The following is a 12,374-nucleotide window of genomic DNA, read 5'->3' on the forward strand; positions in this document are numbered from 1 at the left end:
GGATGCGGTAGTTCATCGTCGCTGTTCCATGGCCGTCACCGGCAGAGACTCCAGGCCCTTTGCCCCCCTGCTGGCGCTGGTCAGCACGGTGGTCCTGGTGGCTTCCCAGCCCGCCCGGGCCGATGGGCTGAACAACATGCGCGATCAGCTGATCATTCACTACTGCACCATCGCGGTCGATGCCGACTTCGCCAAAGCGGGCAAGGCGGCCCCCCAGGGACTGGCACAGGACACCTGCACCTGCGTGGCGGAGCAGGTCAACGCCAAGGCGTCCATTGCCCAGGCGGAAACCATCTGCAAGCAGCAGGCGATGAGCAAGTACAACCTCAGCCCCTGAGCCGCCCCTGCCTAGCCGCTGGCTGTGAGACGCAGCAGGTCCCGCTGGGAGTCCACCTGCTGCAACCGCACCAGCAGGGCATCCCCCGGAGCGAAATCGCCATGGCATTCCGCAGCCACGTCCATGGCCAGCTCCGGCAGGTGCACCAGGCCGAGCCGGTCCTGGGGCCTCAGCCAGCGCAGGAAGGTGCCCCGCCACTGATGCACCTCCTGCTGCTCGAACCACACCTGCTGCCAGTGGCGCTGGTCCTCCCGGGAGATCAGCAGGCCCTGGCGGATCGCCCCCTCCAGCTCATTCAGCAGCGGTGCCAGATCCGCCTCCGTGAGGGCCGGCTCCCCCAGCTGCTGGGCCAGCAGCTGACGCTGAACCACCAGGTCCCCATAGCGCCGGATCGGCGAGGTGGCCTGCACGTAGCACGCGAGGCCGAGGGAGAAGTGGGCGGCCGGTGTGGTGCCGAGGTGGCCCCGGCTCAGGCAGCGCTTGATGGCCGCATGGCGCACGGGGCCGGGGGCCAGACGTTCGAGCTCCTCGGCGGGGGGCAGCTCCGCCGGCAGCTGGCTGCGGTAGGGCAGGGCAAGCCCCTGCTCCTGGCCATAGGTGGCGATCACGGCACCGGCCAGGATCATCGCCTCGGCCACCAGGGTGCGGGACGGTGAGGGCTCGGTGATCTCCAGCTGGGCTTCGTCGCCGCAGCAGCGCACCCTTCCCTCCGGCTGATCCAGATTGAGCGCTCCCCGCGCCATGCGCCAGCGGCGCCTGAGCTCCATCAGAGCGTGGATCTCCCCCAGGTAGCGCTCGGGCGGCGGGGCCAGCTCGATCAGCTCGTCCGCATCCCCATAGCTGAGCCGGTAGGCGGGCTTCACCCAGCTGCGTTCCAGCCCGCTGGAGGCCACGGAGCCGTCGTCCGCCAGGGTCACCCAGAGACTCCAGGCCGGGCAGCGCCGGCCCATGCGCAGGCTGAAGGGGCCGGCACTGAGGGACTGGGGGAACATCGGCAGGGCTCCCCGGGCCAGGTAGAGGCTGCTTCCCCGCCGGCGGGCCTCCCGGTCGAGGGGGCTGTCCGCCTCCACCAGCCGGCCGGGGTCGGCGATGTGGATCCACAGCAGCGGATGCCCATCGGCTCCGGTCTCGAGGGAGAGGCCGTCGTCGATGTCGCGGGTGTCCTCGTCGTCGATGGTGACCGTGTGCAGGCCGGTCAGATCCCGACGACGCTCGTCACCCGGCAGGTCCCCATCGGCCAGGGCCACCAGGCGGGCGGCCTCGGCTTCGAGTTCCGGGGCGAAACCGTCCTGCCAGGTGGTGTTCTCGAGGGAGGGGAGGTGATGCCGTTCCCACTGGCCCAGATCGACGAGCAGGTGGCGGATCGGTGCGGCTTCGGCATGGCAGTGGGCCGCCTGCAGGGCGCGCAGCAGAGCGTCCGGCAGGGGGTGGCTGGTGTCGCCGCCGGCCCACTGCCGCAGCAGGGCCAGCTGTTCCCGCTGCTCACCAGCCAGCTGGTCGGCGGCGATCGGCTGGCGTTGGCGCAGGGTGTCATGCCAGCGGCGGCGACCCGTTTCCAGCAGCTGCTGACGGTGGGCGTCGCGGCGCAGGCGGCGCACATCGACGAGCGGACGGGCTTCCACCAGCCCCTGGCGCCAGCGGAAGAAGGTCTGGGCTCCCTGGAGCCACAACCAGCAGGCGGCCCTCTGGGCGTGGTCCGTGCCGTCGCCGACTAGGTCGACAAACTCCGCCAGGCTGAGGGGCGCCGGCTCCTGAACCAGCAGCAGCCAGGCCGCTGCCAGTTCCCGGCGGCACGGCTGGGCCTGCTGCAGGGCCTCCGGGCTGAGCCGCCAGGGAGGCTGGGAGAGTCGGGTGGGCAGGGGGTGATCGCTGGGGGCGGAGGCCAGGCGATCGAGCTGCCGTGCACTCCGCTGCAGGGGCCTGGCTTCGAAGCCGGCCCTCAGATCGATCCGGGAGCCCTTCTCACCCACCACCACGGCCAGCAGGCACCGGCCGTCGTCATGGACGCCGACCAGATCACCCGCCGCGAAGGATCGTGAGGCGGCTGCGGGAGGCAACTCAGCCTTCGGGATTCACAAAGGGCAGCAGGGCCACGATGCGGGCCCGCTTGACGGCATTGGTGAGATCGCGTTGCTGCTTGGCCGTCAGGCCGGTGAGCCGCCGGGGCAGGATCTTGCCACGCTCAGTGATGAACTTCTTGAGCAGATCGACGTCCTTGTAGTCGATCGGATCGCCGGGCTTGATCGGCGAGAGGCGTTTCTTGAAAAAGGAACTGGACATGGGAGCGGAACGGAAGGAAGGAACGAAGAGGTGAACTGCGGCTGCAGGGGACGGATCAGAGGCGGCGCTTCCTGTCGGAAGCGTCCCTCACTTGATCTCCTTGTGGACCGTGGAGGCGTTGCAGTGGGGGCAGAACTTCTTGAGTTCGATCCGTTCGGTGGTGTTGCGGCGGTTCTTCTGGGTCGTGTAACGGGACACGCCAGGGGACCGCTTGGCGGGGTTGGACCGGCATTCGGTGCACTCGAGGGTGATCACCAGCCGGACGCCCTTGTTCTTGGCCATGGAAGGACGTTGCGCCGCGTATGCGTTGCAGGGAGACGATTCAGCACCTTACCTCCCGAAGGGAATGCCCGCCCTCCGCTTCCTAAGGTGGGCGGCTGCTGTGCACCCATCCGATGCGGGTTTCGCTCCAATGGCTCCGGGAGCTGGTCAGCGTCGAGCCGGGCTGGCTGGAGCCGGAGACGCTGGCGGAGCGGCTGTCGATCGCCGGCTTCGAGGTGGAAGCGATCGAGGATCTGGCGGCCAGGGCCGACGGCGTGGTGGTGGGCTTTGTGCAGGAGCGCAAAGCCCACCCCAATGCGGACAAGCTGAGCGTCTGCACGGTGGCGGTGGGCCAGGCGGAACCCCTGCAGATCGTCTGCGGCGCGCCGAACGTGCGCATGGGCCAGCACGTGCCGGTGGCCCTGGTGGGCAGCACCCTGCCGGCCGTGGGACTCACGATCAAACCGGCCGAACTGCGTGGTGTGGCCAGCAGCGGCATGATCTGCTCCCTGAAGGAGCTCGGGCTCGACGACGGCAGCAACGGCATCGCCGAACTGGACACCCTTCTGGAGGCTGTGCCGCCCCTGGGCACCCCGGTGGGGCCGAGCCTCGGGCTGGATGACCAGGTGCTCGAGCTGGCGATCACCGCCAACCGGCCCGATGGTCTCTCGATGCGGGGCATTGCCCGGGAGGTGGCGGCCCTCAGCGGCGGCTCCACCCGCTTCGCCGAGGCCGCTCCCGCAGTCCCCGCCCATCCCCTGGAGGCGGCGGCGGCTGACCGTGTCGCCATGGAGGCGGGGGGGCTGTTCAGCCTGACGGCCCTGAGCAACCTGGAGGTGGCGCCGTCGCCGCGCTGGCTGTGCCAGCGGCTCGAGCGGGCGGGGGTGCGGCCGATCAACAACGTGGTGGACATCACCAACCTGGTGATGCTGGAGACCGGCCAGCCCCTGCATGCCTTCGACCGGGACCGGCTGGCGGCCCTGGTGGATGGTGCCGCCGGGCCGGAGCGGATCGGCCTGCGCCAGGGCCGGCCTGGTGAAAGCTTCCTGGCCCTGGACGGCCAGGAGCGCGCGCTCAGCGAGGAAGCCCTGGTGGTCACCTGCGCCGACCATCCCATTGCCCTGGCCGGGGTGATGGGCGGCCTGGCCGAGGCCGTGACTGAGACCACCACATCCATCTGGCTGGAGGCGGCCGTCTTTGCTCCTCAGGCGGTGCGGCGCTCCGCCCGCAGGCTCGGCCTGCGCACGGAGGCCTCCAGCCGCTTCGAGAAAGGCGTCCCCCGCGACATCACCCTGGCGGCCGCCGACCGGGCCGTGCAACTGCTGCAGGAGCTGGCCGGAGCCCGGGTGGAGGGCCGCTGGCTGCACCGGAAGGCCTCGGAGCCTGTGACCGCGCTGTTCCTGCGCCGGGACGCCCTGCACAACCTGCTGGGACCGGTGCTGCTGGAGGGGGTGGAGCAGGACCTGGAGGACGGCCGCATCTCGGCCACCCTGGAGGCCCTCGGCTGTCAGCTGAGTCCCGAGGACGACGGCTGGCGGGTGGTGGTGCCCCCCGAGCGGGCCATGGACCTGCAGCGGGAGGTGGACGTGATCGAGGAGGTGGCCCGGCTGGTCGGCTACGACCATTTCGCCAGCCATCTGCCCGATCCCCTGGAGCCGGGTGGCCTCGAGCCCGCCCAGCAGCTGGAGCGCCGCCTGCGGCGGGCCCTCTGCGCGGCGGGCCTGCAGGAGATCTGCGCTCTGTCGCTGGTGGCGGCGGCCCCGGGCCGGGTGCCCCTCGCCAATCCGCTCCTGGCCGATTACGGCCATCTGCGCGACAACCTGCACGAAGAGCTTCTGCAGGCTGCCCGACGCAACCTGCAGGCCTCCCAACCCGGGTTCTGGGGCTTCGAAATCGGCCAGGTGTTCCCCGGTGGAGCAGCCGACAGCGCCGACAGCCATGCCGAGCGCACGCTGCTGGTGGGCGTGATCGCCGGCGAGCGGGGCAGCGAGCGCTGGCGCAACAGCGGCAAGCCCAGCCCTCCCGATTATTTCCAGGCCCGCGGCGTGCTGCAGGCCGGGCTCGAACCCCTGCGCCTGGCGGTGGAGGATCGTCCCTGGGCGGACTCCTCCCTGCTGCATCCCGGCCGGGCAGCCCAGCTGCTGGTGGAAGGGCGTGCGGTGGGCTGGTTCGGTCAGCTCCATCCCGCCATGGCCGAGCCGCTCGATCTGCCCTCGGCCACCTATGTGTTCCAGCTGGCACTGGAGCCCCTGCTGACGGCCGGCACCCGTCGCAACCGCTGGCAGCCGTCCTTCCGCCCTTACCCCACCGTGCCGGCGTCCGAGCGTGACCTGGCCCTGGTGGTGCCCGTCGACACCAGCGCCTCCGCCCTGCTGGCGGCCATCCGCAAGGCGGGCAAGCCCCTCCTGGAGGAGGCGCAACTGATCGATCGTTACGAGGGAGCCCAGCTGGCAGCAGGCCGCTGCAGCCAGGCCTTCCGCCTGCGGTACCGCGACAGCGTCCGCACCCTCACCGACGAGGAGGTGGAGGCGGCCCATCAGCGGGTGCGCGAGGCCCTCGAGCGCCAGTTCGGGGCGGAGCAGCGTCGCTGAACGGCTGCCTGCTGATCGACTGATCCGTCAGGTCCGCTGCAGGGCCGCCAGGGCCTCGACGTGGCTGGTGTTGGGAAAGAAGTCGACCGGCTGCACCCAGTTGAGGCGATAGGCACCGGTGCCGCACAACTGGGCCAGATCCCTGGCCAGGGAGGCCGGATCGCAACTGATGTAGGCGATCCTGGCCGGCGGGTTGGCCAGGATCGCAGCCGTGGCGGCCGGGGCCAGCCCCTTGCGGGGCGGATCCAGCACCAGGGCGTCCATCCCCTGCAGCCGCTCCTCCAGCACCAGGGGCACGTCGGCCTGCTCGAAACGGGCCCGCTCCTCCAGCTGGTTGGCGGCCGCGTTGAGACGGGCCATGGCCACGGCGCTGGGATGGAGCTCCAGCCCGTGCACCTGCCAGCCGGCGGCGGCCAGGGGCAGGCTGTAGGTGCCGATGCCGGCATAGGCATCCAGCAGCGACCCGCCTCCCGGGCCCGGGCCGAGCGCCTCCTTGAGGCAGGCAACGAGGCGCTCGGCCTGGCGGGTGTTGACCTGGAAGAAGGTGTCGGCAGCGATGCGGAAGCGCAGGCCGGCAAAGGTTTCGTTGATCCACTCCCGGCCCCGGATCAACCGGGTCTCCTCGCCCATCAGCCGGTTGCTGGGCAGGGGCTGCAGGTTGAGGCAGACCCCGACCAGATCGGGCCAGCGCTCCCGCCAGGCGTCAGCCAGCTCCGCCAGTCCCGGCAGGTCGTCATGGCTGCTGATCAGGGTGATCAGCAACTCCCCCGTGGCCACCCCCACCCGCAGACCGAGGTGGCGCAGGCCCGGGCCCTGGTCGGTCTCCCCGGCGCCCCCATGGCGATCGACCGGCCAGTCGCTGGCCTCCAGATCCGCCTTGAGAGGGGCGATCAGGCAGTCGATGCGGGGGTCGAGCACCGGACAGCGGGCCATGTTGACGATCCGGTGGGATCCCCGCCGGTAATACCCGGCCCGTAACCGTCCCTCGCCGGTGCGCTCCAGGGGAATCAGGGCGCGGTTGCGGTAGCCGAGGGTGGGCGTGGCCGCCAGCAGGGGTCGCACCGGAGCGGACAGGCCGCCGATGCGCTGCAGCGTCTGCTCCAGGCTGCGTTGCTTCCAGGCCGCCTCCGCTGCGTCCTCGAGGGGCTGGAGGCTGCAGCCGCCGCAGTTGTCGGCCAGGATGCATGGGGACCTGCGACGGTCGCCGGAGGGAGCCACGACGCGCTGGAGCTGGCCCACCAGATGACGGCGGGCCGCCGCCAGCAGGCGCACCTGCACCGTGTCGCCGGGCAGGGCTCCGGGGACGAACACCACCTGCCCCTCATGACGCCCCACCCCCTGACCCTCGTGGCCCAGGTCGGTGATCGCCAGTTCCAGCTTTTCGCCCACCGCAACCATCGGGGTTCCGCCACTGGTGCGACCCTATCGGGGGTCGTGCAAAGGGGCGTTACACCTTGCGCCCGGGACCATGTCCAGGGGGTCGGCATCGATAGGATGCCGCCGACTGTGGTCGCTGCTATGAGCGTCGTTCGCGATCTGATCCTCCAGGCCGATGATCAGCTCCGCTATCCCACGGGCGGCGAGTTGCGCTCGATGGTGGAGTTTCTCAGTGGCGGGGCCCGTCGCCTCGCCGTGGTGCGGGTGCTGACCGACAACGAGAAGAAGATCGTCGCCGAAGCCTCCAAGCAGCTGTTCCTGCGCAAACCCGACTACGTGGCCCCCGGCGGCAATGCCTTCGGTCAGAAGCAACGGGCCCAGTGCCTGCGTGACTACAGCTGGTACCTGCGCCTGGTCACCTATGGCGTCCTGGCCGGCAGCACCGAACTGATCCAGCAGATCGGACTGGTGGGCGCCCGCGAGATGTACAACAGCCTCGGCGTGCCGCTGCCCGGCATGGTGGAAGCCATGCGCACCCTCAAGGCAGCCTCCCTGGTGCTGCTCGCGTCCGAGGAAGCCGCCCTGGCCGGTCCCTATTTCGACTACCTGATCCAGGGGCTTCAGACGAGCACCTGATCGTCCTCATGCGTCTCTGATGAGACCCAGAGCCGGACCCAGTGTGGTTCCCAGGTGAGACTTCTGAGTCATCTAGCCTGGGGCGTGTGACCCTCTCCCATTCCTTCTGTCCGGCCGGCATGGCCTCGTCTGGGGCGGTTCGGCTTTGGGAGCACCAGCGAAGAGCAGCGGCTGTCTTGCCCGCAGCCGCTCGGCTGTGATCGGGGGGGGCGTGCCGCGGTTGTCCGATAGGGCCCCTGGGGGGGCTCGCAGGCTGATCGCATCTATCCAGAGCGGGACTGCTACTGGGACCAAATCCCAGTCCAGGATGAGATGGTCGGACGCGCTGAGGCTGTCCGTCCCGGCCGATGGCGCCCCCGCCCAACGCTCGACCATACGGACACGGACCCAATCGAGCTCTCAGGCGTCCAGGTTCAGAGGCAGGGTGGGACCAGGTACGAGTCTTAGGCGGGAACCACGGGATCTCACCACAGCCTCCCCGAACGCATCCCCAGCCTGAAGCGTTCACAGGGGGCTCAGGGTCTGCGTATCTGTGTCAAAGACAGATACGCAGGCGTGAAGAACCCGCTGCCTGTCTTGTTCTGTGGCTGTCCATTTTCTGGCCAGGCTGGGATCAGCTGGTCCATGCGGATAAGCCTGTGGCCTGGGGCCCGGCAGCATGATCCATCGACGGAGGCGCTGGGATTCCGAGGGGACCTGCCACCCTTCGCGACCGGTGAAATCGATGAAAATTCCCAGTCTTGTGGTTCGCGTCTGAGCCGCATGGCAAGACACACCCAGAGTCCAGTCTGAGATCAGCAAACACAGGCAGCGTCGCGCCTGAACGCGATCCCCTCGCGCGACAACCAGATAAGAACTCACGGGTCTCATCCTGGACGTACCATGGGTCTCGTGGATGGTCCCATCCAGGACTGTTGAGTCGATGCAATGTCAGCGGTCGGAGGTGGCCCCCTGGCGGTACAGCTCCTTCAGCAGCTGGTAAGCCTCGTTGAGACGCCGCATCGCCTCCACCGAGCCCCCCGCATCCGGATGGTGGTTCTGGGCCATGTCCCGATAGGCCTCACGGATCTGGGCGAGGGTCAGTCGCTGCCCTGGGTCGGTGGGCAACTGGAGCAGCCGCAGGGCGCCATGGAGGGTCATGGTGTGCTCCAGGGTCTGGAAGGAGGTACCGCGGCGGCGGCGGCGGAAACGGTGCACGAACCGACGGATCAGGGTGGGAATGCGAAGGGTGAGGGTCGAACCGCTGAAGGGATCTTCCAGGACCCCCGCGGTGACCATCACCCGCCCGAAGCTCGGTGGTCCGTCGCTCCAGGCAGGGATGAACTGCTGCATCACCTGACAGGCGGCAGTCCAGGTGAACGGGCGGCCGTCGCTCTGATCGGACTGGAGCCAGATGTCCTGGGCGAGCCAGAGCATGGCCGCTTCCAGCACCGTGGCGTTCGCCGGCTGGCCGTAGAGGGCCAGCCAGTGGTTGACAGCCTCCTCCATGGCCTGCTGAACCATCTCCGCGGCGAGAGGGGGCAGGGGTGGACCTCCAGCCATCACAGGCCCGGGAGGGCGCAGGCTGCGTTTGATTCCCTCGGAACGGCGCCGCACGAAGCCAGGCAGATCGATGCCGCCACTGCTGCGGCCCTTTGGGGACGGCACCTCCATGGGCCCATCCCATTCGAATTCGGCCTGGAGGGTTTCGAGTGCCCCCCGGCCCACCAGCACCAGGGCTCCCTGCTCATCGAGCTCCCCTTCCTCCGGCCGGTGCTCCCGGTTCGGGCCTGCATCGTCGACGGGCCCTTCCCCGTCCTCCTCCTGGGGAGAACAGAAGAGATCGTCCAGCAGCCGCTCGAGCACATCGCCGCGGCTGCGGATGCCCCACTCCCTCTTCAATACATCGAGGTGGGCCACCAGCTCGCGGGTGAGGTCGAGGCTGATGCGCTGTTTCGTCTCGTTCGAGTGTTCAGCCACGACAGCCTTCCATCGCTGCTGGGTTCGCTGGCATCAGGATCTCGCTCAGGGCGCCTGCTGGCCGCGCAGAAGCTGCTGCTGCGCCTCCACGGCATCCCGGTAGCGGTCCACCAGGGTGCCGCCGGAGCTGCCGGCGCCGGAACGGTTGCGCAGGGGGGAGATCAGGGGGGATGGGGCCATCACCCCCCGGCTGGGAAGAGCGGGCGGTGGATTCAGCCAGCCGGGCACGGGAGAGGGCCTGAGGATCTGAGGCGGCGGCAGAAGCGGGCCGGTGCCGATCCCCGGATCAGGAGCGTTGGCACGGGGCGTGGGGGCGATGGTGAGTTCAGGAGGCGGGGCGGCCGGCGGTACGGCCGGGCGACTCGAGGCCCCGGCCCGGGCCAGTTCCAGCTGGCGTTCCCGCTCCTGGACGATGGCCAGCTGGCTGCTGGTCACCACGCTCAGCAGATGGCCCGGAGTGGCATCGGCCGGGTACACCAGGCTGACGCGCACGGGGTTGACCACCCCCGGCTGCAGATCGATCTGGCCCAGGGAGAGGCTCTGGCCCGAGCGCAGCCCCACATGGACCTCCCGCAGACCGGCAGGGGTCTGGATCTGGATTGAGCCCCGGAAGGCCGTGAACGGACGCCCGCCGCTCAGGGTGGGATGGCTCATGACCAGTTCGTAGGGACCGTTGCCCCTGAGATTCAGGTCGACGTCGAACCGCACGCCGTAGGTGCCGACGTTGTCGAGGGAGGAATCCACCATGCGGCTGGCCAGCGGATTGACCTGCACATCCCTGGTGCCGAAGTTGTGACGATCGGTGCTGGTGAAGGGCACATGCAGGGGGCCTTCCTTGATGAGATCGTGGCTGATGCTCGCCTGGTAGGCATCCCCCAGGGCGACACCACCCACACGGGAGAAGATCCTCCGGTTGTGGATGTCGTTGATCCTGCTCAGGTAGACCCGGCCGGGAGCCAGGCGAGCCGAATCCAGCACCGCCAGGACGTCCGCATCCGAGCGGGGGTTCTTGGCCGCCACCACCGCAATCTGGAACGGTCCGTCGCTGCGGCCGCGCAGAAGCGCGTTGGCGATTCCCAGGGCCGGCAGATCGGTCTGGAAGAGAACGATGCGGCTGCGGGCCGGAATGGTGATCTCGTCGGCCAGTTTGCTGTCGAGCCGGCCACGCAGCATCTGGACGGCGGTGGCATCCCCGGGCCCCGTGTTCCAGGGCCTGGGGCCCAGCGGCTTCACCCCCATCAGGTTGTTGGCCAGGTAGGGAGCTTCAAAGCTGTTGCGCACCGCTCCGTTGATGAAACGGATGTGAACCGGCCGGACACCCGGATTGATCAGGATCGCGGCAAGGGTGAGCTCGGCCCGCCGATCGGAAGGTGAAATGGAACGGCGGTTGGTCGGAAAATACTTGTGGTGGAGGTGCATCCCGAAATCGCCGTTGAAGGTGAATTCGGCGTTGCGCAGGGGCTGACCCGTTTCGCTGGCGTAGGCGGAACCGGGGGCAGTGCTGATCAGGATCCCGGGGCCTTCCACCTCCTCGGGCTGGTTGGAATGCAGAACCGGCACGGTGTTGAACGTGCCGTTCAGGGGCTGGGCCCGCTGGCCGGCCATCAACGCCACGTAGGCGTGGGCCGGGCGGGCCGGCTGGACGACTGCCACCCCCAGACCCAGCGCTAGCCAGACACCGATGGGACCAATGGGAGCGACCGATCTCAAACTGCAACTGGCGGGGTAGGAGGGCTGGAGGAGACCATGGACCTGAGTCCACCATGGCAGGGACGGTCCTGGCGGGGATGGAGCCGGTGGTTCCACCCTGGCAAGGGGTGGGGAACGGAGATCCCCGGTCGGAAGGATGGGCTCGCTAGAACGTTGGAAACCTGCAGATTTTGTCATGATTCCACCTTTCGGGTACTGCTCCGGATCGGAGTCCGGATCCGGTGCCCTGCGGCGGTATCAGGAGCGCAAGCTACGCATGCTCAGCTTCTGGAGGGATGGCATCGAGCGTCAGCTTGCTGCCCTCAATGGAGCCATCACCACCCTGGAGCAGCAGATGCACCGCGATCAGGCCGATTCCCAGGTCTGAATCCAGGGGCATCCATCTGCTGCCGCAACTGCTCCAGTCCCTTGTGCAGCAGACGCTTCACGGTCATCGGACTGACCTCCATCTGGCGTCCCAGCCGCCGGTAGCTCCAGCCCCCAAGCACCACCTGCCGCACCACCAGACTCTGCCGCGGTTCCAGCAGGGCCAGCAGTTCCGCCACCGGGACCTGCCCAGCACATGGGAGAGCATCTGCAGGCGCTTCCTGCACCGCTGAGGCTGCCACCGCCTCTGCCAGCTCCGGGTCGTCGAGATTGGCGGGTCGGGCCAGCAGCCGCTGCACCTCCAGCCGCTGCCACTCCTCCCCGCTGACGCCAAGGGCCCGGCAGAGGACATCGGTCCCGTTTCCCCCAGCGACCCCGGCCGACGGGGAATGGCACAGCCGGTTGAACCGTTCCTGCAGTTCCGCCTGGCGCCTTGGCAACCGCACCAACGGAGCGGAGTCCCGCAGGTAGTGAAGGATGGCGCCGCGGATGTGGGGACGGGCAAAGGCCTCGAAGGGGGTCTGGCGCTCTTCGCTGTAGAGCTCTGCGGCCCGGATCAGGCCCATCAGTCCCACCTGCAGCAGGTCATCGATCGATTCAGGGCTGCAGCGGGCGTAGTGGACCGCCAGCGGCCGGACCACGGCGCGATACCGCTCGACGCGGCGATTGCGGGCGGCGATCAACCTGTCGACGGAGGGCCGCCGGCTGGGCCTGCCGGATCTCCGGGAGGGGGAGGACGGTGGAAGGCTGGAAATGGACTGGGCCATGGACGGAAAGCCTGGAAGGCTGGCTGGATCAGTGGACGGAGAAGCCGACGTCGCCGGGTCGGCGGCAACGCAGGGAACTTCATTCCAGAG

Annotated in this window: 11 protein-coding genes; 4 read left to right on the forward strand and 7 right to left on the reverse strand. The window is 68.9% G+C overall.

The features are described from left to right. Window positions 1-28: 28 nt before the first annotated feature. Window positions 29-337: a hypothetical protein gene (locus tag KUG41_RS08245; protein WP_216902989.1), complete on the forward strand. Its 309-nt coding sequence runs from the start codon at window positions 29-31 to the stop codon at window positions 335-337. A gap of 11 nt (window positions 338-348) precedes the next feature. Here the strand turns inward: KUG41_RS08245 and KUG41_RS08250 are convergent, their stop codons facing one another. The 3 genes from KUG41_RS08250 to rpmG form a co-directional block, all read right to left on the reverse strand. Continuing rightward, window positions 349-2,394 (reverse strand): ribonuclease catalytic domain-containing protein, encoded by a 2,046-nt coding sequence (locus tag KUG41_RS08250; protein WP_254216974.1) that lies wholly within the window; start codon window positions 2,392-2,394, stop codon window positions 349-351. Window position 2,395: 1 nt separating this feature from the next. Then, on the reverse strand, window positions 2,396-2,617 hold the full coding sequence (gene rpsR / locus KUG41_RS08255) for a 30S ribosomal protein S18 (protein WP_006041316.1): 222 nt from the start codon (window positions 2,615-2,617) through the stop codon (window positions 2,396-2,398). A gap of 87 nt (window positions 2,618-2,704) precedes the next feature. Continuing rightward, the gene (gene rpmG / locus KUG41_RS08260) at window positions 2,705-2,899 is read right to left on the reverse strand and encodes a 50S ribosomal protein L33 (RefSeq protein ID WP_015108195.1); all 195 of its coding nucleotides are present in this window, start codon (window positions 2,897-2,899) and stop codon (window positions 2,705-2,707) included. A gap of 113 nt (window positions 2,900-3,012) precedes the next feature. Between rpmG and pheT the strand changes: the two genes are divergently transcribed. After that, the gene (pheT, locus tag KUG41_RS08265) at window positions 3,013-5,469 is read left to right on the forward strand and encodes a phenylalanine--tRNA ligase subunit beta (RefSeq protein ID WP_216902991.1); all 2,457 of its coding nucleotides are present in this window, start codon (window positions 3,013-3,015) and stop codon (window positions 5,467-5,469) included. Between the two features lie 27 nt (window positions 5,470-5,496). Here the strand turns inward: pheT and rlmD are convergent, their stop codons facing one another. Next, window positions 5,497-6,867, reverse strand: a complete 1,371-nt coding sequence (gene rlmD, locus KUG41_RS08270; protein ID WP_216902993.1) for a 23S rRNA (uracil(1939)-C(5))-methyltransferase RlmD — start codon at window positions 6,865-6,867, stop codon at window positions 5,497-5,499. Window positions 6,868-6,987: 120 nt separating this feature from the next. Between rlmD and KUG41_RS08275 the strand changes: the two genes are divergently transcribed. Beyond that, window positions 6,988-7,482: an allophycocyanin subunit alpha-B gene (locus KUG41_RS08275; protein WP_216902995.1), complete on the forward strand. Its 495-nt coding sequence runs from the start codon at window positions 6,988-6,990 to the stop codon at window positions 7,480-7,482. A gap of 930 nt (window positions 7,483-8,412) precedes the next feature. Here the strand turns inward: KUG41_RS08275 and KUG41_RS08280 are convergent. Both KUG41_RS08280 and KUG41_RS08285 read right to left on the reverse strand, forming a co-directional pair. Continuing rightward, a complete protein-coding gene (locus tag KUG41_RS08280) occupies window positions 8,413-9,441 on the reverse strand; it encodes a J domain-containing protein (RefSeq protein WP_216902997.1) in 1,029 nt (342 codons plus the stop codon). Between the two features lie 45 nt (window positions 9,442-9,486). Beyond that, the gene (locus KUG41_RS08285) at window positions 9,487-11,151 is read right to left on the reverse strand and encodes a DUF3370 family protein (protein ID WP_371734081.1); all 1,665 of its coding nucleotides are present in this window, start codon (window positions 11,149-11,151) and stop codon (window positions 9,487-9,489) included. Between the two features lie 175 nt (window positions 11,152-11,326). Between KUG41_RS08285 and KUG41_RS08290 the strand changes: the two genes are divergently transcribed. Beyond that, on the forward strand, window positions 11,327-11,518 hold the full coding sequence (locus tag KUG41_RS08290) for a sigma factor SigF (RefSeq protein WP_216902999.1): 192 nt from the start codon (window positions 11,327-11,329) through the stop codon (window positions 11,516-11,518). On the opposite strand, the gene KUG41_RS08295 is transcribed toward KUG41_RS08290, so the two are convergent. Beyond that, the gene (locus KUG41_RS08295) at window positions 11,466-12,284 is read right to left on the reverse strand and encodes a sigma-70 family RNA polymerase sigma factor (RefSeq protein WP_216903001.1); all 819 of its coding nucleotides are present in this window, start codon (window positions 12,282-12,284) and stop codon (window positions 11,466-11,468) included. The genes KUG41_RS08290 and KUG41_RS08295 overlap by 53 nt on opposite strands. Window positions 12,285-12,374: the final 90 nt, after the last annotated feature.

Origin of the sequence: Synechococcus sp. CCY 9618, assembly GCF_019038415.1 — a bacterium.
Lineage (GTDB): Bacteria > Cyanobacteriota > Cyanobacteriia > PCC-6307 > Cyanobiaceae > Cyanobium.